At 41.3% G+C, this 21,799-nt stretch carries 21 protein-coding genes; 10 read left to right on the top strand and 11 right to left on the bottom strand.

The window, feature by feature from the left end; all coding sequences use genetic code 11:
- Positions 1–137: 137 nt before the first annotated feature.
- Entirely contained in the window at positions 138–881 is a 744-nt protein-coding gene (locus CH377_RS15000) for a class I SAM-dependent DNA methyltransferase (protein ID WP_100724576.1), read from the bottom strand.
- A gap of 67 nt (positions 882–948) precedes the next feature.
- Here CH377_RS15000 and CH377_RS15005 point away from each other — a divergent pair, with 67 nt between their 5' ends.
- The 4 genes from CH377_RS15005 to CH377_RS15020 all read left to right on the top strand — a co-directional run bounded on the left by CH377_RS15005 (position 949) and on the right by CH377_RS15020 (position 5,347).
- The gene (locus CH377_RS15005; protein WP_100724577.1) at positions 949–2,049 is read left to right on the top strand and encodes a hypothetical protein; all 1,101 of its coding nucleotides are present in this window, start codon (positions 949–951) and stop codon (positions 2,047–2,049) included.
- Entirely contained in the window at positions 2,040–2,552 is a 513-nt protein-coding gene (locus CH377_RS15010; RefSeq protein WP_008591954.1) for a chemotaxis protein CheX, read from the top strand. The genes CH377_RS15005 and CH377_RS15010 overlap by 10 nt, the downstream gene beginning before the upstream one ends.
- 24 nt (positions 2,553–2,576) lie before the next feature.
- Positions 2,577–3,602, top strand: coding sequence for an alpha/beta hydrolase family protein (locus tag CH377_RS15015; protein WP_100724578.1), 1,026 nt, complete (start codon positions 2,577–2,579; stop codon positions 3,600–3,602).
- Between the two features lie 254 nt (positions 3,603–3,856).
- A complete protein-coding gene (locus tag CH377_RS15020) occupies positions 3,857–5,347 on the top strand; it encodes a DUF342 domain-containing protein (RefSeq protein WP_100724579.1) in 1,491 nt (496 codons plus the stop codon).
- Here CH377_RS15020 and mtnA read toward each other — a convergent pair whose 3' ends face one another.
- Entirely contained in the window at positions 5,348–6,427 is a 1,080-nt protein-coding gene (gene mtnA, locus CH377_RS15025; RefSeq protein WP_100724580.1) for an S-methyl-5-thioribose-1-phosphate isomerase, read from the bottom strand.
- A gap of 162 nt (positions 6,428–6,589) precedes the next feature.
- On the opposite strand from mtnA, the gene CH377_RS15030 reads away from it, so the two are divergent.
- Positions 6,590–7,615 carry a rhomboid family intramembrane serine protease gene (locus CH377_RS15030; RefSeq protein ID WP_100724581.1) on the top strand — a complete coding sequence of 342 codons (1,026 nt, stop codon included), beginning with the start codon at positions 6,590–6,592 and terminating at the stop codon, positions 7,613–7,615.
- A gap of 137 nt (positions 7,616–7,752) precedes the next feature.
- Complete coding sequence (locus CH377_RS15035) at positions 7,753–8,196, top strand: LIC11177 family protein (protein ID WP_100724642.1); 444 nt, start codon at positions 7,753–7,755, stop codon at positions 8,194–8,196.
- A 162-nt stretch (positions 8,197–8,358) separates the two neighbouring features.
- Here CH377_RS15035 and CH377_RS15040 read toward each other — a convergent pair whose 3' ends face one another.
- A complete protein-coding gene (locus tag CH377_RS15040; protein ID WP_100724582.1) occupies positions 8,359–9,348 on the bottom strand; it encodes an HpcH/HpaI aldolase/citrate lyase family protein in 990 nt (329 codons plus the stop codon).
- Between the two features lie 102 nt (positions 9,349–9,450).
- A complete protein-coding gene (locus tag CH377_RS15045; RefSeq protein WP_100724583.1) occupies positions 9,451–10,383 on the bottom strand; it encodes an ornithine carbamoyltransferase in 933 nt (310 codons plus the stop codon).
- A gap of 294 nt (positions 10,384–10,677) precedes the next feature.
- Between CH377_RS15045 and CH377_RS15050 the strand changes: the two genes are divergently transcribed.
- Entirely contained in the window at positions 10,678–12,303 is a 1,626-nt protein-coding gene (locus CH377_RS15050) for a peptide chain release factor 3 (RefSeq protein ID WP_100724584.1), read from the top strand.
- Positions 12,304–12,577: 274 nt separating this feature from the next.
- The gene (locus CH377_RS15055) at positions 12,578–13,177 is read left to right on the top strand and encodes a CsgG/HfaB family protein (protein WP_100724643.1); all 600 of its coding nucleotides are present in this window, start codon (positions 12,578–12,580) and stop codon (positions 13,175–13,177) included.
- Positions 13,178–13,397: 220 nt separating this feature from the next.
- On the opposite strand, the gene CH377_RS15060 is transcribed toward CH377_RS15055, so the two are convergent.
- Positions 13,398–15,479, bottom strand: coding sequence for a heterodisulfide reductase-related iron-sulfur binding cluster (locus CH377_RS15060; RefSeq protein WP_100724585.1), 2,082 nt, complete (start codon positions 15,477–15,479; stop codon positions 13,398–13,400).
- A gap of 267 nt (positions 15,480–15,746) precedes the next feature.
- Here CH377_RS15060 and mqnC point away from each other — a divergent pair, with 267 nt between their 5' ends.
- Both mqnC and CH377_RS15070 read left to right on the top strand, forming a co-directional pair.
- Positions 15,747–16,847 (top strand): cyclic dehypoxanthinyl futalosine synthase, encoded by a 1,101-nt coding sequence (mqnC, locus tag CH377_RS15065; RefSeq protein ID WP_100724586.1) that lies wholly within the window; start codon positions 15,747–15,749, stop codon positions 16,845–16,847.
- A 92-nt stretch (positions 16,848–16,939) separates the two neighbouring features.
- Positions 16,940–17,338, top strand: coding sequence for an LIC11299 family lipoprotein (locus CH377_RS15070; protein ID WP_100724587.1), 399 nt, complete (start codon positions 16,940–16,942; stop codon positions 17,336–17,338).
- Here the strand turns inward: CH377_RS15070 and CH377_RS15075 are convergent.
- From CH377_RS15075 to CH377_RS15100, 6 genes are all read right to left on the bottom strand, one after another.
- Complete coding sequence (locus CH377_RS15075; RefSeq protein ID WP_243402077.1) at positions 17,286–18,419, bottom strand: GGDEF domain-containing protein; 1,134 nt, start codon at positions 18,417–18,419, stop codon at positions 17,286–17,288. The two genes, CH377_RS15070 and CH377_RS15075, sit on opposite strands and share 53 nt — an antisense overlap.
- Before the next feature lie 279 nt (positions 18,420–18,698).
- Positions 18,699–19,013 carry a DUF3817 domain-containing protein gene (locus CH377_RS15080; protein ID WP_100724589.1) on the bottom strand — a complete coding sequence of 105 codons (315 nt, stop codon included), beginning with the start codon at positions 19,011–19,013 and terminating at the stop codon, positions 18,699–18,701.
- Positions 19,013–19,480: a hypothetical protein gene (locus CH377_RS15085; protein ID WP_207797638.1), complete on the bottom strand. Its 468-nt coding sequence runs from the start codon at positions 19,478–19,480 to the stop codon at positions 19,013–19,015. The genes CH377_RS15080 and CH377_RS15085 overlap by 1 nt, the downstream gene beginning before the upstream one ends.
- On the bottom strand, positions 19,477–20,112 hold the full coding sequence (locus CH377_RS15090; protein ID WP_100724590.1) for a TetR/AcrR family transcriptional regulator: 636 nt from the start codon (positions 20,110–20,112) through the stop codon (positions 19,477–19,479). Before CH377_RS15090 ends, CH377_RS15085 begins: the two co-directional genes overlap by 4 nt.
- Before the next feature lie 68 nt (positions 20,113–20,180).
- Positions 20,181–21,011: a GerMN domain-containing protein gene (locus CH377_RS15095; RefSeq protein ID WP_100724591.1), complete on the bottom strand. Its 831-nt coding sequence runs from the start codon at positions 21,009–21,011 to the stop codon at positions 20,181–20,183.
- 57 nt (positions 21,012–21,068) lie between these two features.
- Complete coding sequence (locus CH377_RS15100; protein ID WP_100724645.1) at positions 21,069–21,740, bottom strand: HAD family hydrolase; 672 nt, start codon at positions 21,738–21,740, stop codon at positions 21,069–21,071.
- Positions 21,741–21,799 lie beyond the last annotated feature (59 nt).

A 21,799-nucleotide genomic window follows, 5' to 3' on the forward strand; every position in this document is an offset into this window, starting at 1 on the left:
ACACTAAGGCACAGAGGGGAAAATTTAAAAGTTATAATGTAGGAATTCCAACATCGCCATTTTTCGAGACCTTAAACCCTCCGTGGCTCTGTGCCTCTGTGTGAGAAAAACTTTGTGTCTCTACTAATCTTTGCGGCTTAACTACTCTTCTTCTTCAAAACCAAGATCATTCTACTCGCGTTACTTTTGAATTTTACTTCGTTATAGTTAGAGTAAACATGCAGGATCTCCATCCTGTGTTTTGCGAGCATTCTCTGGAGTTCCACTAGGAAATAGGCTCTCATTAAATGTTTGTCTTTGATCTCTTTTGCGTTCAGATTATAAATATAATTTACTTCTACTACTGTGGATTGGTCCGCCCTGACTAGACGAAATCCTCTGTTTCTTTGGATCGTAGTATTTTTGGCTTTGATTTGAGCGACCGGGCCGATCGCTTTTCTTTTAATCTTGCGAAGAGGTTCCGCATTCCAAACTTCTAAAACTGCGATGCCCGCGGGTTTCAGATTCAACTCCAGATTTTTGAGGGCTGCTTCTACTTCTTCATTAGATAATAAATAATTAAAGGAACCGAATAAGCTGATGATTGCATCCCATTTTTCCTGAGACTTATAGGATTGCATTGCTCCCACTTCGAATTTGCAGTGGGAATATCTTTTTTTGGCGACCTCGATCATTTTGATGGAGGAGTCTATCCCTCTGGATTTATATCCAAGGCTTTGGAAATGGGTAACATGCTCTCCGGTTCCACAACCCAGATCCAAAATATTCCGGACCCTATGTTTGCGGAAAAGCCTGTCAATAAACTGGGTTTCCATCTCGAATTTTCGAGCGTTCTTTTCAATATCGAAGTAATATTCTGCCAGTTCCGAGTAGAGTTTCATAGAAAAATCGTTTGAGCCGGACCGGGGAAAACCCGTTACATATAGTAACGGAACTGAAGTTTACAAAATGCAATTTTTCCCCGAATTTTTTCCAATTTCAGAAGTTTTTCCAATCGCTTCCACTTCTCTTTCCACCTGGATAGACGGGGAAGTTTTGGCCTTGGGCGGGATCTCATTCTGCCTGCTTTCCCTTTTCGGGTATGTTGTACATACTACAATGGATAGAAAGGAGGAGAAGGGAACCGAATCCGAAGCCCCATTCTTCCAATCGGTCTCAAAGGAAGAAGTTCCCGAAATCCAAAAGGATATCGTTTCCGAAGAGATCCTTTCTAAGGAAGTTAATCCTGCCATCTTCTCGGAACAGCCCTCATACTTTTTTAAAGAAGAAGTTCCCAAAGAGACAGCTCCATTCCAGTCCTTCTATTTTCCAGTACGTGGAAAAACCTATGAGGCAGTGAAATCATTCTTAGATTCCATTCGAACCGGGGAAGAATATTGGGAAGTTCTACTCCATGATTCCAAAGGAGTTCTACGAACTGTAGCCAGTAAGACCGGGAGTATTTCGGTATTTCCATCCGAAAGAAAAAGCGCCTCGGAACCGAAAGAGGGGGCAATCATTTGGAAATTGGAATGGGATTCTTTTTCCTTGGGAGAAGTAAGACAAACTTCCTCTATGCCTTGCGAATTTTCCCTTGATGAAATTTCCTTTAGATTGGATAAACTTGTAGAAGGATTGGTTCTTGCCGGAGAATCTCAAGACGGAGAGACTGGCTGGAGTTCCTACCCGGTATTTTCCCAACATTTAGAAAGGGAGAAGGCCGAGGGAGAAGAGACCAAAATTTTGGTCTTTATGGAATTCGAATCGGACGGTGATTTAATTTCTGATTTTAGAAGTTTAGGCAATTGGTGGAAGTCTAGATTTGGAGAAAATTCTCCCATCTATCGTATCCGAAAAAACCGTTTAGCTACTTTCTTTCATGCCGAAGATTGGGTCGGGTTCCAAAACTCACTTTCCGGTTTAATGGAATTTTTAGGCCCGGACAAAACCAGGTTAAATATCGGCGCTTCCGTTCGGGTCAGAAAAGACGATCCAGAATGGGAACCAAGAGCCAAAAAAGCATTACATTCTTCTAAAGAAGAGGGACCGAACCGCTTAGTATGTCTTTGAACATAGATCCTTTATTGGATGAAAAATTCATACTTACAATTTCCCAGATCTTCCCTGAGTTTTTGGAAAAAAACCTAGGAGTCCATGCTGTAAGAGAAGCGTTTGGCCCATCTAAGAATGAAGGTCTATGTTACGAGAATTGTACAGCAGTGGAGTTCCAGGGAGAAGCAAAGGGTAGGCTTTTTCTTGCAATGGACGGTTATACTAAACTTAAACTTCTCCCAAAAATTGCCAGATCCTTTCACATAGATCCTACGATCCGGAGCCACGCAGCTTCGATTATGTTGGAATTCGCAAACCAGATCTGCGCTGAACTTATCTCCGAAATGAAATTGGGAAGATTCCAAATAGATATTCTTCCCCCTGAAAATCTGAACAATAAATTGGTACCTATCGATCTGGAAAACTTAAGACAGTACATTCTGATCTATTTCCTGAAAGACGAGGACGCCAAAGAATATCTGGGCAGGATTTATCTCATTCTTCTGATGCAAAAATATTAATATAGATAAAAAGGCTTCCTTTGTATGATTCGATACTCTTTCCAGGGACTCCCTTTCTTACTTAAATACGCAGACATGATAGATTCTCCCGATTCTGAAATACGGGAGGAAAGTTTAAAAGTTTCTAAGAAGTTTTCCTTTAGGACCAAAATATTCCCAGGCCCTGAAAATTCTCCCGTGATCTATCTACAACATGGGATGAGTAATCGGGGGATTGATGATCCAAGAATTCTTACTCTTGCAAAACATCTAAAAAATACGGGTGCCACAGTTTATCTTCCTGAACTCAAGGAGGTAAAAGGACTCGAGATTTCCGATGATACAGTCCCAAATATCAGATCTTTATTCCAAGAGATAGTTAGGATAGAAGGCCAGGCAATTTCCTTCTTGTCCGCAAGCTTCTCGGCCGGGATGGGAATGGTGGCATTGTCCGGAAAGGAAGAGCAGAAAAATCTAAAATCCGCTCTACTTGTTGGAACATATTTCGACTTCGCGGATACTCTCCCTTTCATCCTGTCCAACTATGATGTGGATCCTTATGCGGTTCATGTTTTACTATATAATTATATTTCTAAGCTTAGGCCCAAACTTTCCAAATTAGAAGAATTCTATTTTGAAGCCGCCTTAGATAACGGATTAAAAAGGACAGGAAAAGAGGAGAAGTCCTCAAAACTCCTTCAGAAGCTCGGTCGGAAAGAAAAGGAATTTGTACAATCCGTCCAATCCGATCCAGGATTTAGGATGAGCTTAGTAGAGCCCATTCTATCCGTATTACCACCTAACTTCATTTTGCGTAATTCTCCTAAAAACTTCCTCTCCGATTGGAAGGCGCCTATCGCATTATTGCATGGATCTGACGATCCAGTGATCTCTCCGGAGGAATCAGAGCTATTATTCAAGTCTTTGGGGAACGGGAAGGAAGAGTGGAAGGTGATCTTAAGGTCCAGATTGATCACACATGGGGACCATCTTCCTTTCTACACTCAATTAGGTGAGATCCCGAAACTTGCAGGACTATGGGGATTTTTTCTAAAAAATTCTGGTCTCTAATATTGTTTACGTTATATTTTCTGAAAATATTCCGTCCTTAGAGATAGGACCCTTGCGTCTTTTTTAAGCCCCGGACCCTTGTATATTCGGAGCGAAAGGTTATAGTGGTCTCTATTGTTAAAAACGCGAAAAGGAATAACCTTGCGGGTTCAAATATGATCTTTTTCGGATCTTTCAAGAGGGTTTGAGAAAGGATTTCTTCCGTGATAAAAAAAGGCGGAGGAAACTTCTTATTGAATTGTTAGCTAGGTAGTATGGTTGTGAGTACAGAGCAAACTTCGGGTGTATCAGATCAAGAGACAAGTTGGGAGAGTGTATTCTCTCTTAAGATCAGTTCGGATAATCTGGGCGCCGATCTAACGATTCGTCCCGGGATGATCAAGGGAAGGGCTCTTTCCACTAGCATTGTTATAGAATATCTTCATAATAAGGATATTTCCCAAGACCGTATTATCGGGGACAATATCTATGGTGCGTTAAAACAGCTACAATCGTCCACCTCTCGGATGGATTTTTCTCCCATTTCTTTTGTAGCGGCCCAAGGTTTCCCTCCCGTAAAAGGAGAGGATGGCTGGGTAAAATTCTATCATCCGCAAGCCCAAAGGGTCAAGATCGGCGAAGATGGTCACGCCGATTATAGGAATATTGAAAGATATATTTATGTGAAAGCAGGGGAGAAGCTTGCAACATTATTCGAAGGTATTCCTGGTAAACCAGGAATGGACGTTTTCGGAAAACCGATCGCACCTCCTCCTATCAGAAGACCTAAACTTACTATCGGTAAGAATGTCCAAGAGAAAGGTTTTGTCCAAGAGAACAAACCTATGATTGAATATTTTGCTACCTGCAACGGTGCTATCTTCTCCACAGAATCTTCCATCACTGTTTCCCAAGAATTACAGATCGATTCAAATGTCGGGCTTGGAACAGGGAATATCAATTACGACGGAAACGTGCTCGTAAAAGGAGATGTGGAAGCCGCTACTTCTATCAAGACCCAAGGGAACTTGATGGTAAAAGGAAATGTGGAGACTTCCGATCTAGTCATCGCTCGCGACTTAGAGGTCAGTGGCGGGATCAAAGGTGATGGAAAGAATGTAATCAAAATCGGCGGACATCTTTACGCTAAGTTCATTGAGAATGCAGAGATAGAAGTAGATGGAGACGTCATTGTAGAAGGCTTTATTCTAAACTCCAAAATCCATTCTCTTGGTAATGTGATCTTGAATGGATCCAGCGGAAACTTGGTATCATCTACAGTATCTACCTATATGGGTTTGACTTGTGCGACTTTAGGTTCTCAGGCAGAGCTAGATGTAACTGTAGAGTTAGGATTTCATTTTAGGAATGAGAAAAGTTTTCAAGATCTTACCAAACGCCTTCAAGTTGCGGAGAAGGAAATAGAGAAGATTCTACCTAAGGTGCAACAGATTAAACAGATGGTCCAAAGATCCAGAGGCCAGATCCCTGAAGATAAAAAAGAAGGTTATCGTAAGGTCTTTGAAGAATTTAACAAGCAGAACAAGTTTATAGAACTGGTGAAACAAAAACTGGAAGTATTAAAGTCTTCCAGATTTAATCCGGGAGAAGTTCAGCTTGTGGTTCGCAAAGGTGCTTATAAGGGAAGTATCATAAAATATAGAAGACAGGTAGAGAAGGTTGAAAAATTCCAATCTGCCTTTATGATGCGTTTCCAACCAGGGCAAGACAAAGCTGCCATGGTTGCTATCAAACCTCAAAAATAATCAGCCAAAAAACTCTCTTATCTTATCCGGAGGAACAATCCCTTTCTCCGTGATAAACGCTTTGATCAGATTCGCAGGAGTCACATCAAAAGAAGGGTTGAGTGCTTTTACACCAACCGGAGCGATCACACCTTCTGAAAGGATTGCTTCTCCCTTTTCATTTTTCAAAAAATTCAAACGAGTGACCTCGTCTTGTGTTCTCATTTCTATAGGGATCTGGGAGCCATCCGCAATTTTAAAATCAAAACTTTTCTCGGTGGCTGCAATATAAAATGGGATACCATGATGTTTTGCTAAAACTGCCAGAGGATAAGTTCCGATCTTATTCGCAGAATCACCATTAGCTGCTACTCTATCCACACCTACAATGACTGCGTCTATTTTTTGAGAGGACATGAGCCAACCGGCCATGCTGTCTGTGATCAGATAATTTTCGATCCCTTCTTCCATGAGTTCCCAAGCGGTTAGTCTTGCTCCTTGTAAGTAAGGTCGAGTCTCGTCTGCATATACGGTAAGGTCATGTCCTGCTTCTTTTAGAGAACGGATCACACCGAGTGCTGTCCCATGTCCTGCGGTCGCGAGTGCGCCTGTATTACAATGGGTAATAATTTTTAGTTTAGAAGGAGAAGGAGGAAAAAGTCCCACACCATTTTTCGCTAAAGCTAAATTGTTTCTGATATCTTCTTCGAAAACATGGATCGCGAATTCTTCTGACTTCTGTTGGAGTTCCGACAGAGATACCTTATCATATTCTTCTTTTGGAAAAATAGAGGAAAGTTCTTCGAAAGCCCTGCGAAGATTCACCGCAGTAGGTCTGGATGCTAGGATTTTAGAAAGTATGGTTTGGAATTCCTGATAATCCGGTTTTTGGGAAAATTTTTTTAATTCTAAAACTGCCCCGAATAATCCGGTGATGGCGATTGCGGGGGCTCCTCTAACCACCATTTCTTTGATGGCGAAAATTGCGTCCTCGGAGTTTTGAGCAGTGAACCATTCTTTTTTGCCTGGGATTTGTCTTTGGTCTAAAAGTTTAAGTCCTTCTTTCTCCCAAAAAATCGGCCTTAAGTTCTCTTTTTTCATTTTTTTACTCTCCGAGGCTAAAGCAGGCCTTTCGTTTTTTCGATGATAAAACTGTGATTGAAATCATCCACCGACTCCCCGGCGGATGAGGACGAACCGGGGCAGATCCCGCCCCGGCTTTGCCTACTTGACTAGGATACCAGTACCTTTAATCCTTACATAATGGCAAAGAGAAATCCGACCTCAGGTCCGAAGCTTTTCGGATTCTCGCTGATTCACCCACTGAATCTGGTCTTATTCTTCAATATTTTCGTTTGGGCACTTCTCATGATGGAAGGCAGCAAAGGGATTCTCACATATTTTTTTGGATTAAACCCAAGCTTCGTCATCGAAAAGAAAATGTATTGGCAGGTGTTCACTTACGGATTCCTGCATGTGGTAGGCGGAGATTTTTTCTCTTCTCTCATCCATATTGGGATGAATATGTTCGGACTATTCACGGTAGGTTTCTGGCTTTGTAGATACATTGGCGGCTGGAAATTTTTAAGTGTGTATCTTCTTTCCCAATTAGGTGGGGGACTTTTCGTTTTGTCTTTTTCTTATATAGGTTGGAAGACAGGGTTTGTTCCGGAAAATTCAATTTGGGATAGTTATCATTCTACCACCGTAGGAGCAAGTGGTGGAGTTTTCGGAGTGCTTGCAGCATTCAGTCTGATGTTTCCCGAAGCAAGATTCGTGTTCCCTCCTGTAAGAGCGAAATTCGCTCCTTGGGTTTTGATCGGTTTTGGATTTTCGGTGGATGCTTACTATCTTCTTCAATTCCATTCTAGTGGAGTCATGTCCCAAAGTTTTTTTGGGATGATGAGTAACTCCGGTCATTTGGGTGGAGCAGTCTTCGGTCTATTCAGTCTTCTTAGCTTACAAAAATTCGGTGGAAAAACTAGAACCCCGATCTTTGTAAAAAGATGGGAAAGGCCTAAGGAAAATCAAGAAAGGGTAATTGTTCGTCCTAAAAATTTAGAAGATCCTTTTGAGACACAGGTCAGAAAAAACAGAGAACTCTTAAGTCAACTGTATGGAATTTCTGACGCAAAGGAGAAAGAAAATATTCTTTCTCCAATACAAGCAGAGAATACGAATCTATGTCCTCCCGGGGACTACAATCCTGATGATATGTTTTGTCTTCGTTGTGAATGGCTCCAAAACTGCGAATTGAGAAAATTAAAGAAAGATCATCCTGGACTTTGAAAGAATTTATGAGAACTTTTTCGTCTATCTTGTTATAACAAGTATAGGGCGGAAATTTCTGGACATAAATCCAATACGTCCATAGAATAGGTTACGTCCAAAAATTTGGACAATCGGCTTTGAGGACCTCAGCAAAATTGGCGGATAAAAAGAAAACAGTTCTCCCCGACGTTCTTATGAGGGAGAAATTACAAAAGATCGCCCTTGACGAAAAAGCAAAAGCAGCCCGGGTACTAGGGTCCGATAAAGTCGGCTCCGAATCCGATCCAAGAAAAGAAGATGGGCCAGGCTCTAAAATTTTTAAGGCTATCGACGAATCCCTCTCTGATCTTAGATATTATTTTCTGGAGGGAGAATACGGGGACAAGGTTGCAGACCTATTCAACCGTAACGAAAGTCAATTCGACAGATTGGGGATCACTCCCAGACGATTTTTAGAATTCGCAAGAGAGTCATTCGATCGTTTTAAACAATTACAAAAAAAAATGCCTTTGGAACCGATGAACAAAAAGGGTTGGGAATATCTGGAAAGAAGTTTGTTGGAACTGATCGGTAAACTAAACGAGAAGTTTAATAAGTAGTAATAGATCTAAAGATCCAATTGGATAAGTCATCATGAAGAAGTTGCCGAACCGAAGTAGGAACTCTAACAATTCTTTGTGAACTCTGTGTTCTTCGTGAGAAACTAATAAAAAAAGCCGCAGGGATCTGCGGCTTTTTCGTTTTGAAGCTGAGTGAAAGGATTAGAAGAATCTTTTCGCTGCTTCTTCCGGAATTGCAATACCAGTAAGTTTTGCTTTTTGAAGAACTTCCCAGAAGTAACGGTAAGTTGCTCTGTCGTGAAGATCTCCGTCGTGTTGGATTGGTCCCCATTCTGCATCTTGTGCTTTTACAAGAATAGCAGCAGAAGTTTGGACTTCGCTATAGTCTGGAGCCATCGCATCTAAGATCGCTTGGATCTGAGTTGGATAGATGGACCACATACGAAGGAATCCGAACTCGTCATGAGCTCTCTTAGCATCTTTATAAGTTTGGTATTGGTTTTTAAGGTCCAAAGTAACGTTATGAGCTGGGATTACTCCGTGAGCTAAAGCAGCAGCAACGCAGGAAGCTTTTGCTCTTCTTAATAATTCGTGATCGAATTGTCCTGGGCTTTTCATACAAGAAGCAGGGATTGCTCCGTGGTGTCCTGAGATGAAGTCCATTAGACCGAAATCAACTACTTGCATCCAAGGAAGAGCAGCGATCTTGTCTACATCAGCAAGTGCTCCGTGAGTTTCGATCAGAACGTGGATTGGGATCTCTCTAGTGATTCCTGCTTTTTTAGCAGCACCTTGGATATAAGTGATCATTTCTTCCACTTGGGAAGCTTTAGTAGGTTTAGGGATAGTGATGTATGCGATCTTGTTTCCTGCACCTGGAACAATAATATCAACGTCTTGTTTCCAGAAAGCATTCGTATAATCATGGATCCTAACACCGCTCATATTATGTTTATTGAGTTCGGAGTTTTGGATACGGACGATCATTTCCGCGTGCTCTTTTTCTTTTCCGGTTTGAGCACCGTCTTCGCAGTCCATGGTAATGTCGAAAAGACCGCCGAGTTTGTTTTGTAACTCTAGAGCTTTAGTGATCAGTTTTTCGGATCCGGCAAAATGTTCGCAGGCCGGGATGATAGGGAAAGGTTTTTCTCCTTCGAATAATGCATCCTTAGGATGTGGTAATTTGGACATACAAGTACCTTTTAAGTTTTTGCGATTTTAGCCTAGCTCGGCTGTCTTAGAACAGGGTTTTCAGGAAAGGCCTTCCCGGCAACGGATTTTTGGCGGTAAGATCTAAGCTTCTAAGAGTTGTAGGATGACCGCTTTCTGCGCATCCAAGCGGTTCTCCGCTTGTTGGAAGATAATGGATCTTGGACTTCTGACTACTTCTCTAGTAATTTCGTATCCTGAGTGGATAGGCATATCGTGCATAACCTTTGCTTTGGTCTCTTTAAGCAATGCCTCGTTGATCTGGAAAGGCATCATTAGGTTCATACGTTCCTTCTTTTTATCCGCGAAAGCAGGATCATTGAAGAACTCCATGTCTACCCAGGTATCAGTATAAATATAATCCGCATTCTTCACGGAGCGGATAAGGTCAGTCTCCCATTGGACTGTGCCTTTCTTCTTTGCCCTTTCCACAGTATCCTGATCTATGTTTTCAGTTTCTGCAATCGGGGTAAGAAGTGTTAGTTCTATTCCTAAAGCGGAAGTGATCCCGATCAAAGAGTTTACTACGTTATTATGGACACCGATATAGGTGAGCTTTAATTCTTTAAGAGGTTTTGGATTGTCCATCACGATAGTGAGAATATCCGCTAGAGACTGGCAAGGATGGAATTTATTACAACATCCGTTTATGACCGGGACCTGAGAACCTGACTTTAACTGTAAAAGTTCCTCATGTTTTCTCATCCGAGCCATGATAACGGAAACGTTTCTGGAAAGATATTCCGCTTCCAAATCAATATCCGAAAGAAGAAAGTTAGAAGTCATCCAATCCAAGTAGATTGCATGTCCCCCCATCTCTGTCATTGCCACTTCAAAAGAAACTCTGGTGCGAGTGCTAGTCTTTTGGAAGAGCATAGCAAGAGTCCTACCGGTCATATGTCCCAGATAATTAGCCCTATGATTTTTCACATGGACAGCAAATTGTAGAAGGTCTAGGACTTCTGCGTCCGACCAATCTTGCCAGGAGATAAGATGTTTGATTTTAGGTGCTTCCATAGACCGGTAAACTATTACAGTCTAGAAAATCAGCGCAGCTAGATTCGACAATCTCAAAACTAAAGGGAGATAGGTGGGAAAAAGGGGAGGGATAAAAATCTCCCTCCCTAAGTGTTTTCCGGGGAAAAAAGCGTGATCCAGTTTCTTTACAAGAAATGAATTCGGCCGAAAGAATAAGACCTTTTGGTTACGCTTGTTTTACCGAAGGAATACGAATCCGTGAAGAATTAGACCCTGTTTTCATGCTGACAAGGGCCATCGTTTCAAAAACGTTTCCTAATAGAGAGGCGAACCGTGTCGGAAACCGTTGCAGGCCAGAATATAGTAGAAGAGGAAACCAAACGTAGGAGAACCTTCGCAATCATAGCCCATCCGGATGCGGGTAAGACTACCCTGACCGAAAAGCTTCTACTGTATGGAGGCGCCATCCAACTTGCGGGTGCTGTAAAAGCGCGTAAAAACCGTAAGGCTGCCACCTCCGACTGGATGGAGATGGAAAAAGAGAAGGGGATTTCGATCACTTCCGCGGCTCTACAATTCGAATATAAAAATCATGTATTAAATTTATTAGATACTCCAGGTCACGAAGACTTCTCCGAAGATACATATCGCACATTGATTGCAGCGGACACCGCAGTGATGGTGTTAGATGCAGGTAGGGGAGTCGAGCCCCAAACAATCAAATTATTTAAAGTATGTCGGGACCGCGGAATCCCTATCGTTACATTCGTAAACAAGATGGACCGCCCGACTAAAAAAATGTTCGAGCTCTTGGACGAGATCGAAAAAGTTTTGGGCATCACTGCAATTCCAATGGTATGGCCTATCGGAACAGGGGTGGATTTTAGTGGAGTGTATAATCGTGTGGATAAGAAGATTTATACATACGACAAAACTCCGGGTGGCTCCCAAAAATCTGCATTTCAAAGTTCAGGTATAGAAGATACAAATCTAGACTCTATGTTCGAGGATTGGGTCCTAAAACAATTTAGGGAAGAAGTAGAACTTGTGGAAGAAGGGATCGCTGCATTCTCATTAGATGAATTTTTAGATTCTAAAATCACTCCCGTGTTTTTCGGGTCCGCTGTGAATAACTTCGGGATCCAATTATTCTTAGATCATTTTTTAAAGATCGCTCCGCCTCCTTTGTATTTTCCATTAAAGAATGGAGATCGTTTAGATCCGATTACCACTCCTTTCAGTGGATTTGTGTTCAAGGTGCAAGCCAATATGAACAAGGCTCATAGAGATAGGATCGCTTTCTTGCGAGTATGTTCAGGTAAGTTCGAAAGAGGACTTAACGTGAATCACGGAAGATTGGGGAAAGCTGTAAAACTTTCTTCTTCTTTTGCATTCTTTGGCCAAGACAGAAACACCGTAGACGAGGCTTATCCTGGAGATATTATAGGTCTTGTGAACCCGGGCACTTATTCTATCGGAGATATATTAGCGAGTGGTAAAGTTCCTGATCTAAAACCTCTTCCGGTATTCGCTCCTGAAATTTTTGCTACTCTTTCCTGTGTAGAAACAGGTGCTCTCAAAAGTTTTAGAAAGGGTATAGAACAATTGGCTGAAGAAGGTATTCTTCACTTATTCACTTCTCAAACTGTGGGCGGTGGATTGCCTGTGATAGGTGCAATGGGCCAGTTGCAGTTCGAGGTTTTCAGAAGAAGGCTCCAAGACGAGTATTCTGCACCTACGAATATCAATATTCTTCCTTACCAAGTTTCTTCCTGGCTGCTTGAAGAAGATATCCCCAAGGTTCCGCAAGGTTCCAATCTTGTAACTGATAGCTTAGGAAGAGCTGCACTTCTATTCGATTCAGAATGGGAGAAGGGTTATTTTCAAAAGAAAAATCCTGAGATCAGGCTATTGGATTATCCTACACAAGACGTATCTGAACTGAATCAAGAATACTAAAAGTTAAGATCCCTTTCTAATCACCTTCGGTGAATCTGGATTCCGCAAAATACGCAAGTTGCAAAGCTCGCCCCCACCCTAACTTTGGGAGGGGGGAGTGGCCCGTGGGAACCCAGGAATTCGCTTATCACAGAACTAAGTTTTCCGCAAGTCGAATTGTATCCTAAACTTTGTAGGAATTCCTACATAGAAAGAATTGTAGGTTAATTTATTTGGAAGAAATTTTAAGATTATCTTCTATTCCTTGTCTAAAAATAAACTTTTAGGCGGTTTTATGCGACGAGTTTCAATTTTCCTTTCGATGATATTCATTTCCTTCTATTCCAATTGTAGAAGCCTTCCTTCTTATGATGCGCAATTGAGTTTGGGCAAAAGTCCTTCTAAATTTAAAACTTCTAAATACATTGTGTTCCCTTTTGAATTTGCAGAAGGTCTGGAATTAACCGACTCCCAGGAAAATTCCCAGAAGATTGTTTCTCAGAGAAATAGGGAGAAGGCCGAGAAGGCATTATTCCAAGCTGGCTTTACTGTTTTAGAAAGAGGCAAGCTGGATAAATTGATCAACGAAATTACCTTAAGTAAGGCAGGTATAACCGAATCCGAAGGTTTGAATTTAGGGAAAATAGTGAACGCAAACTCTGCTGTATTCGGAAAGATCACTAATTATTCCGTTGCAAGGCGCAGGCTTCGTAAACATTTCGTGGCTGAAATTATCCTCAAAGGGGTGGATATTGAGACTGGGGAGATACTCTGGGAATCCACTTTGAAGGGTCATGCCCCTTTTACCAACGGACAGCAAACCTTCTTAGATACTGAAAATCGACTCTACGAAAGGTTTGTGAAAAAATTGCAGGAAAACGCGGGCAATCAATAAGGATTTCTAATCCTTTTAGTCTAGTTTTACGCCCTGAAATTTCTTTCTGAAGAAAATAAATAATTTCCTGTGGTGTGGCGTAAATTCTCTGCGTCGTATATAATGTATTTGCACCAGATGATTCAGGGCGGGATGGAAACATTCCGCTATTTTTTTATATGGGCATAAAAAAGCCCCGACATTACGTCGAGGCTTCCATTCAAAGATATTAAACTTTTTCTTATTTCAAGTTTTCCGCGACTAATTCCGCGATATCTTTTACTTTTACTTCTTCGATCTTTCCTTCTTGTTTTACCCCGTCTGTGATCATAGTGATACAGAAAGGACAAGCAGTTGCGATCGTAGTCGCTCCGGTATCCAGAAGCTGATTGGATCTCTTGAAGTTGACCCTTTCTCCATGCTCTTCCATCCACATCTGAGCTCCACCTGCACCGCAGCAGAGTCCTTTTGTGTGGTGGTCGACAGGTTCTGCGAGTTTTCCACCGGAAACCTTTTTGACCAGGTCTCTTGGGTTCTCGTAGTTGTCGTTATATCTTCCGATATAGCAGGAGTCGTGGTAGGTATACTTTCCAGCATTCGCATCTTCTGCAACGCCTACTTCGATCTTTCCGTCTTTCGCAAGTTCGTTGATAAACTCGGAGTGGTGGATTACTTCGAAGTTTCCACCGAACTGAGGATATTCATTTTTAATTGTGTTATAGCAGTGAGGACAAGCGGTTACAACTTTTTTCACATTGTATCCGTTCATTGTGTCCACATTAGATTGTGCTAATGTTTGGTAGAGATATTCGTTACCACCTCTACGTGCGGAGTCTCCGGAACATCCTTCTTCAGTTCCTAAGATACCGAACTTAACATCTGCTTTTTGCATAATCTTAACGAAGGATTGAGCGATCCTTTTGTTACGATCATCAAAAGCTCCAGCGCAACCAACCCAATACAGAACATCCACATTGGAATCTTCTGCCATGGTTTTAACGCCAAGACCTTCTGCCCAATCCGCTCTGGAGTGTGCAGCAACTCCCCATGGGTTGGAGTTGTTTTCCATGTTTACGAATGCACCTTGTAATTCAGCAGGGAAGTTAGAATCAACTAGTACTAAGTGTCTTCTCATTTCCATAATCGCGTTCACTTGGTTGTTTCCAACTGGACAAGCTTCTACGCAAGCGTAACAAGTAGTACATCCCCAAAGAGCTTCTTCGGAAAGACCTTCGTATTTTCCGATTACAGAAGTGTCTAATGCAGCAACTGCGTCTGCAGCTCCTTCCGGATTTGTTTCTCTGATCTTTACAACTTCCGGCATTTTATCCATAAGCGCGTGTTTTAATTCCACGATGATCGCTTTAGGATTCAGGACTTTACCAGTACGGTTTGCAGGACATTGCACTTGGCAACGACCACACTCGATACAAGAAAGTCCGTCTAAAAGATTTGGCCAAGGGAAATCTTCAGTTCTTGTAACTCCCCAAACAGCAGTCTCATCTTCTAAATTTAATTTAGAAAGAGCACCCTTAGGAGTATCTGATTGTAAGAAATAGTTAAATGGCGCGAAAATCAAGTGAGCGTGTTTGGATGTCGGAACATACAACATGAACGCGAACACAGAAAGAATATGAGTCCACCACATGATCTGGAAGACCAAGTCAGCGGAAGAATATTCTATACCGATTGCTTCCCAAAAAGCCCCGATAGCGGAAGCGATAGGAGCTGCATCATGGAATGGGTTTGCGTATTCTGCTCCAACTGCTCTTGCACCTTCTCCCAATAGGGTAGAGAGCATGAGTAGTGAGATCATTCCTATTACGATTGCAGAAGCAGGAGAATGAACATCTAATCCTTTTGCTTTTTGGATCCAACGTCTCCATGCAAAGAATCCAAGTCCTATTAATACCAAAATAGAAACTACTTGAAGAGCAGCTTCATAATAATGGTTGGCAGTTTCGCCGAATAGACTTCCAACCAAGGTGAATTTGTAAGGATCATCCAACGCATATCCAAATACACCGGAGATGAACTGACTGGTAGTATGCAGTAAGTAAGTGACGAATCCGTAAAATACGAATGCGTGCATGATACCGCGTAATGGTTCTTGGAAGTTCTTTTTTTGTAAGATTACGTTTAATACGAAACTTTTGATCCGGAATCCCCAGTTTTTATGTTCCAGGAAGTTTTCGGTTCCGTTTGCCTTTCTAGCATTAAATACAAGATTTAATCTGTAGAGAACGGCACGAACGAATACAACATTTGCTACTATAAATAGAGCCGTGAAGATCACGTGGAAGGCGATTTGAGAAATAGCCATAGTTTTTCAGGTTACCCTTTGTATTTGGATGGTCTTTCATAGCAGGCTACTGATTAGGAGGCGCCCTGTCCAGGAAAAAAGATACTTAGTCTCTTTGTAGGAATTCCTACATGCATAGAAAAGGCCCGGTCCCTTCTTCCCTTAAATCGTGTACATATTTAACTGCGACTCAATCGCAATAAATGAGAATGTGATTTAAAAAGGACGTGCATTTTTGAAGAAATAGAAAACTTTGAAGAAGTTAAAGGAAGAAAACTTTCCATCCAGATGAGCCGAATATTCCCAAATCATTCCACAGATTCTATATTAGAAAAATCCTTAGATGGAGAACGTATTTCTCCCCAAGAGGCGCTGGAGTTATACGAGTTTGGAGACCATCTTAAGATTATGGCAACCGCTAGAACCTTGAGAGAAAGGGTTCTTCCGCATACTAGTGCCAGCTATACAATGTTCCGAGTGGTGAACTACACCAACTATTGCAATGTTGAATGTAATTTTTGTTCCTTCATGGATGAGATAGGAAATGGAAAAGGTTACGTACTTTCTAAAGAAGAAATATTAGAAAAAATGGATTATGCCGTTTCGGAAGGAGCGGACCAAATGTTTTTGCAAGGTGGTGTTTATCCCGATCTACCTTTCGATTATTATTTGGATGTGATCTCTACCGTAAAATCTAAATATCCTGACATGCATATACGTGCATTCTCTCCTGTAGAAATTATCAATTTAGAAAAAATCACAGGCAAATCTTTATTCGAAGTTTTGCAAATCTTGAAATCAGTTGGTTTGGATTCTGTTCCCGGAGCAGGCGCTGAAATTTTAACGGATAGAATGAGAAACATCATCTCTCCTAAAAAAGCAACCACTGAAGAATGGGTTCGTGCAATGGAAACTTGCCATGAAGCAGGACTTCTTGGAAGTGCAAATATCGTTTTTGGTTCAGAAGAAACTAAAGAAGAAGTGATAGAACATCTCACTGTCGTGCGTAATCTGCAAGATAGGACTGGAGGATTTCTTTCTTTTATTCCTTGGACATTCCAACCTCAAACTAAAAGATTTAAAGTAAGAGCAGTTTCTACCCAAGAATATCTGAAAGTTCTTGGGATTTGCAGGATCTTCTTAGACAATATTAAACATATTGAAACTTCTGTGATGGTTCTCGGAAAAGGTGTAGGACAGTTGGCACTTACAAGTGGCGCGGATGATATCTCTTCCGTGGTGATTGAGGAGAATGTGCTACGTTCCTTCGGTTTAAAAACCGAAAAAGAAGCCATCAAGTTCCTGAAAGAAGGTGGATTTACACCTAAAAGAAGAGACCTTCTCTATAATTACGAAAGATATGAGGGAAGGGAACTTTCAGCAGTCTGATCTTTTCTTTTTAAATTGTAAATTTTTTTCAAAAATCCGAGTGACTTAAGTCCGTTAACCTTCCCATATAGATAGATTCGAACGGGGGAAGAATGAAAAAATCTTTGAGCTCTAAAATACTGCAGTTATCCGCGATCTGCGGATTTTTATTCTGTGTATCGAATTGTTTGGATTCTCATAGAGAACGGATCCATATGGATACCGGAGTCAGTGTAAAAACCTTAGGTCCTCATAAATACCAATTCATAGCAATCGGAAAGGCCTCCGTTCCTTCCGTAGAAGAACAGGATTTTTTTAAAATGAAAAAGACTTCCTGCGAGGCCGCGAAATTGCAAGTTACCCAAAGATTGGATGAGTTAGAATCAGACCAAAAACATAGACAATTCTTCCTGGAACAAAAGGAACAGAAATATTTTGGCGACGGGGAATACTGCGAACTTACTTATATATACGAACTTCCTCAGGCCAAGAAGCAGAAAGATCAACCATAGTATTTAGTTTAGTAGCTTCTACTATAGTCACTCTGTTTCGACCGGAGGATTTTGATTTATACAATCCTGAGTCTATGGATTGGTATAAATCGTCGAAAGTAAAATCTTCGTCATAAGAAAGAATAGCTGCGCCTATGGATACTGTGATATTCACAGGTTTGTTATCCGAATCTCTGATGGAAAGTGGATGAGACTCTACACCTTTACGCAAAGATTCACATAAAGTTTTTAAACTTTTAGGATCTACTGAATCTAAAAGAACACAGAATTCATCTCCGCCGATACGTGCACAAATGTCGGTGGATCTTACTCTAGATTTCATAACTGCAGAAAGAGTTTGGAGAGCATCATCCCCTGCCATATGTCCATACTTATCATTGATCTCTTTTAAATGATCTAGGTCCAAGATCACAAGTGCCATTTGGAAACTATGGCGTTTTGCTCTCTTCTTGAAGATATCGAATTGTTCTATCAAGTATCTGCGATTATAAAGATCAGTCAGATCATCCAAATTGGAGATCATTCTGATATGCAGATTTTTTGCCTTTAGTCTCAGAACCGCGCCGGATAATTTCCTTTTATCACGGTAATCCATGGTTCTCCAATAATTCATGATCACATTCCCGAAAGTTCCTACAAACAAATAGGTTAGAAGGATGGGGAATTCTTGCATTGCCTCTACAGGAGAATCTCCCAAGTAGCATACACCTAAGAACATCAGACAGAATGCAAGGTTAGTGGCGACTGCAGTGGTAGTGGTTAACCAAAGAAGAAGGTTCATACTAAGCAAGATCGCGGATGCCTGGTGAAGATAGACATCATAGTGAACCTTATCGGAATATAGGAAAGGAAAGAATGAGATCAGAAGTGTAGAAGAAGTCCATACTTTGTAGAACTCCAGTTTTTTAGGGACCCAATCCTTTTTACGTGCATGTCTCCATAAGAATATGAGTGAAAGAATGATTAAAGTGATTCTGCTGGATTGTAGAAGGATCAGAGATTCATCTTCGAAGTCCCGCGAATTCGGCAGGAAATAGGTGATTAAACTGATTACAATACAAAGAGAATAGTGGGCTACCAAGGATTGCCGGATTTCGCTCCAATTGGTCTCTAAAAATCCTTGGGGGTATCGATTAAAGAAGATCCGCTTTGATAGTAAGCGAATTCTTCGGTCTATGCCTGGGAACCACTTGAACATATGTTTTCATTTCCGCATGGAAGGTTTTTTGGAAAAAACCTCCATAATAAGACCACGGTTCGCGCATAACGTGCCTTGGGGCAAGAAAGAATCAAACTAAGTCAAAAAAATTCCAGCCAAAAGATTGTGTCGACTTTGTCAGAAGAAAGGAATTCCAGTTTCTTATCCCTTTTCGGATAGGTTTTTCAATATGGTCTTATCTACATAAAATGTTCCGAATGGAATGCTTGATGCCAAAAGTACAATCCAAGTCCTTTCTCTAAAACTCCAGGAGTGTTCGATCGAAAAATGAAACGTTTGGAGAATGAATAATAGGAAGAGTCCTCCGTGGATCGGGCCAACTAATTTGACTAAGTCAGGGATTCCAAGGCCGTATTTAAGAGGAACTCCGACTAGAACTAATAAAAGTAAGGAACTTCCTTCCAAAAACCCTAGAAGCCTGAGTCTTCCTAAATCGGTGCTAAAAAACTTTCCCATTAAAATCCTCTAAAATACGGCCTTTCTACGAATGGTGAAAAGGGCCAAGGTATTGCTATGAATATGAGTAAGAGTGAGGTTATAAACCAGAATAATAAACTTTTGAATTTTTCCTGGTTTTCCGTTTTTCTTTTGGCAATTGCGGATCCCAAAGTGAGTAAAATAACGGAAGCGATCATGAGGGAGATATGAGTAGAGCCAAAAAAGCGGGCTTCCGGAACAAGAATCGATTCTGCTTTATTTGCGAAAAATGATCTGACGATCGGGCTATAAAAATATAAGGTAAAACCGATTACCAATTGTAGGTGAGAAAGGGATATCACGAGTATTCGAAATAGATCATCTATTTTTCCAAAAGACCTTCTTCTTAAAAATCCCAAAAGGGAAAGACTTATGGAAATTAAAATTACAACTAATACTACCCAGCGCACATGAGAGTGAATGATCAATAAATATGGATATATCATAGATTAGATTTTTTCCCTTTTTGTTTTTGGATCGGATAAGATCTATCTAATAGAGCTTGGAAGGCTTTCTCTGCGCGGCGATCCGCTTTCGGGTCTTTTAAAAAACGAAACGATGTATGATGGACCAAGTAAATTCCACAAAGCTCCCATACAAATTGGTCCAAATCCAGATCAGATCTTAATTCTCCCAGATCCACGCAGTCTTTTGTGAACTTCTTTAAAAGGGCTCTCCATTCCGATTCCATAGACAATAGTTTTTCCCGGACTGGACCTTTTGAATCATCTAATTCGAATAATCCTGCAGCAATAGGGCATCCTCCAGGAAGTCCTGCTTTTTTAGACCAACCCAGCCAGTGTTTTACCAAAGAACGAAGTCTAGGAAGTCCTTCCTTGGACTTTAATGTAGGCTCCAAAACTTTTGATTTAGAGAACTCCGCTGTATGATCCAGAATAGAAATTTGAATTTCTTCTTTAGAGCCGAAATGAGCAAACAAACCGCTCTTGGACAAACCGGAAAGTTCCGCCAAAGGACCGAGGCTTAAACCTTCCAAACCGGATCTACTTACGACTTGAAGTCCTTTCTCTAAAATACGATTCCTCGTTTCTTGGCTAAGTTTTCCGCCTGAGATCATAAATAAAAAGAACGACCGATCGTGCTATTTATGCAAGAAAAATATATCAAATCTAAAAGATTTTAAAATTAAAGAGTAGCGATCTTTCTTGGATTTTTGGTCAGGACTTCAGGTATAGGAAGCCCCACGCCGCCTAAAGAGCGGACTTGTTTTCCGTTAATAAATAGTCTGATCCCTCTTAGTTCCGAGTTTTCCAGAATACTATAACAGATCTGGTCCACTCTATCTTTCAAAAGTTCAGGGCCTGCACCTGCTTCGAAGTCAGGGCCAAGATATAGCTTTAAAACTCCATTCTCCACGGAGTATTCTTTGGAATATTCCATTCTATTAGGAAGTGCGTTCAAAACACCTTGGGTTTTTTCATCGGAAGAAGGTCCCTTTGTGAGTTCCTTCAGTATAAATAGGATCTTATCCCCATGATCGAATTTTCTTTTTAACTGAACTAGTCTGGAATGACTTTTGTTTCCTCTTCCATAAAACTTCAAAAAGTAAAGTTTGATCTCTCCTGGAGAATGATCCAAACGGATTTTGGGAGAAGGCCCGATCGGTCCAGGTTTAGGCATTTCCACGATAGGGATAAACATTTCTTCGGGATCGTTTGAATCGGAGGTAATATCTTCAGAAGAGGAGTTTTCCGCATTCTGCATTAACTCGGTTAAAATTTCATCTTCTGCTTGGTCCATTACCTGTTCATGGGTCTGTTTTCCCTTGTTCTCTGAAGAAGAAGGAGATAATGGATTTGTTTTTCCGATCGTATTAAATTTTGAAAAGAAAGAAGGGGATTCTTGTCCGGGGGAGGATATACTCTTATTCCCCATAGACTTATCTAATAAAACTAGAACGAATAGAGCCCCTGTCAGGATATAAAGAAGCGATTTAAGTTTATCCGATTCGGGCACAATACAATTTTCGGCTGATCCGGAAACTGCCTTCTCACTTTTTCCGCAGAAAACGGATTAGAATATTCGATCCAGGTCTTCTAGTTGGGCCAGACTCACTTCCCAATCCGGGATTTCTCCCTCAGGAGCGTGGCCATAGGCGCAGAATGCAAAAGGGCTACCGTTTTTGCGGGCTGCCTCATGGTCGGAACTTCTGTCCCCGATCATGAGGATCTCCTCTGGGGAATAAGAATAATCTCGGATATATTTTGCGACTATGTCCGGCTTGGTTTTGATCGTTTCGTTGTCCAAAACCACGATTGGATCGAATAAGGGCAGGATTCCGGAAACTTCCAGGATGGTTTTTACGTAAGGCATTCTTCCATTGGAAGCCGCTAAGATCTGGTACCCCTTATTTTTGAGAGAAGTGACCGTTTCTTTGACCTTCGGGTAGAATTCACCTTCTCCTTGTCGGATCTTAGACACTAAAAGTTCCAGGACTGAGTCGGAGATCTGGTCTCTTTCCGACTCCTTAAGTTGAGGAACCAGGTTTAAAAAGATGGTTTTGACCGGTTTTCCGATTTCTAACATGATCCTGTCTCTGTCTGGGACCTCGAGTGGGATCTGGGAGTTTACCGAAAATCTGCGGATTGCTTCCGCATAGGTTTCTAAGATGATTCCTTCAGAAGAAAATAGGGTTCCGTCCACATCGAAGGCAAGTGCGCGGACCCGTTTGGGATTCCAATCCATTAGCAAGACAATAGTTTTGGCTGGGGAATTCGAGGCATTCCTTTTTTCCTTCGCTTGAT

Origin of the sequence: Leptospira haakeii (assembly GCF_002812045.1) — a bacterium.
Taxonomy (GTDB): Bacteria; Spirochaetota; Leptospiria; order Leptospirales; family Leptospiraceae; genus Leptospira_B; species Leptospira_B haakeii.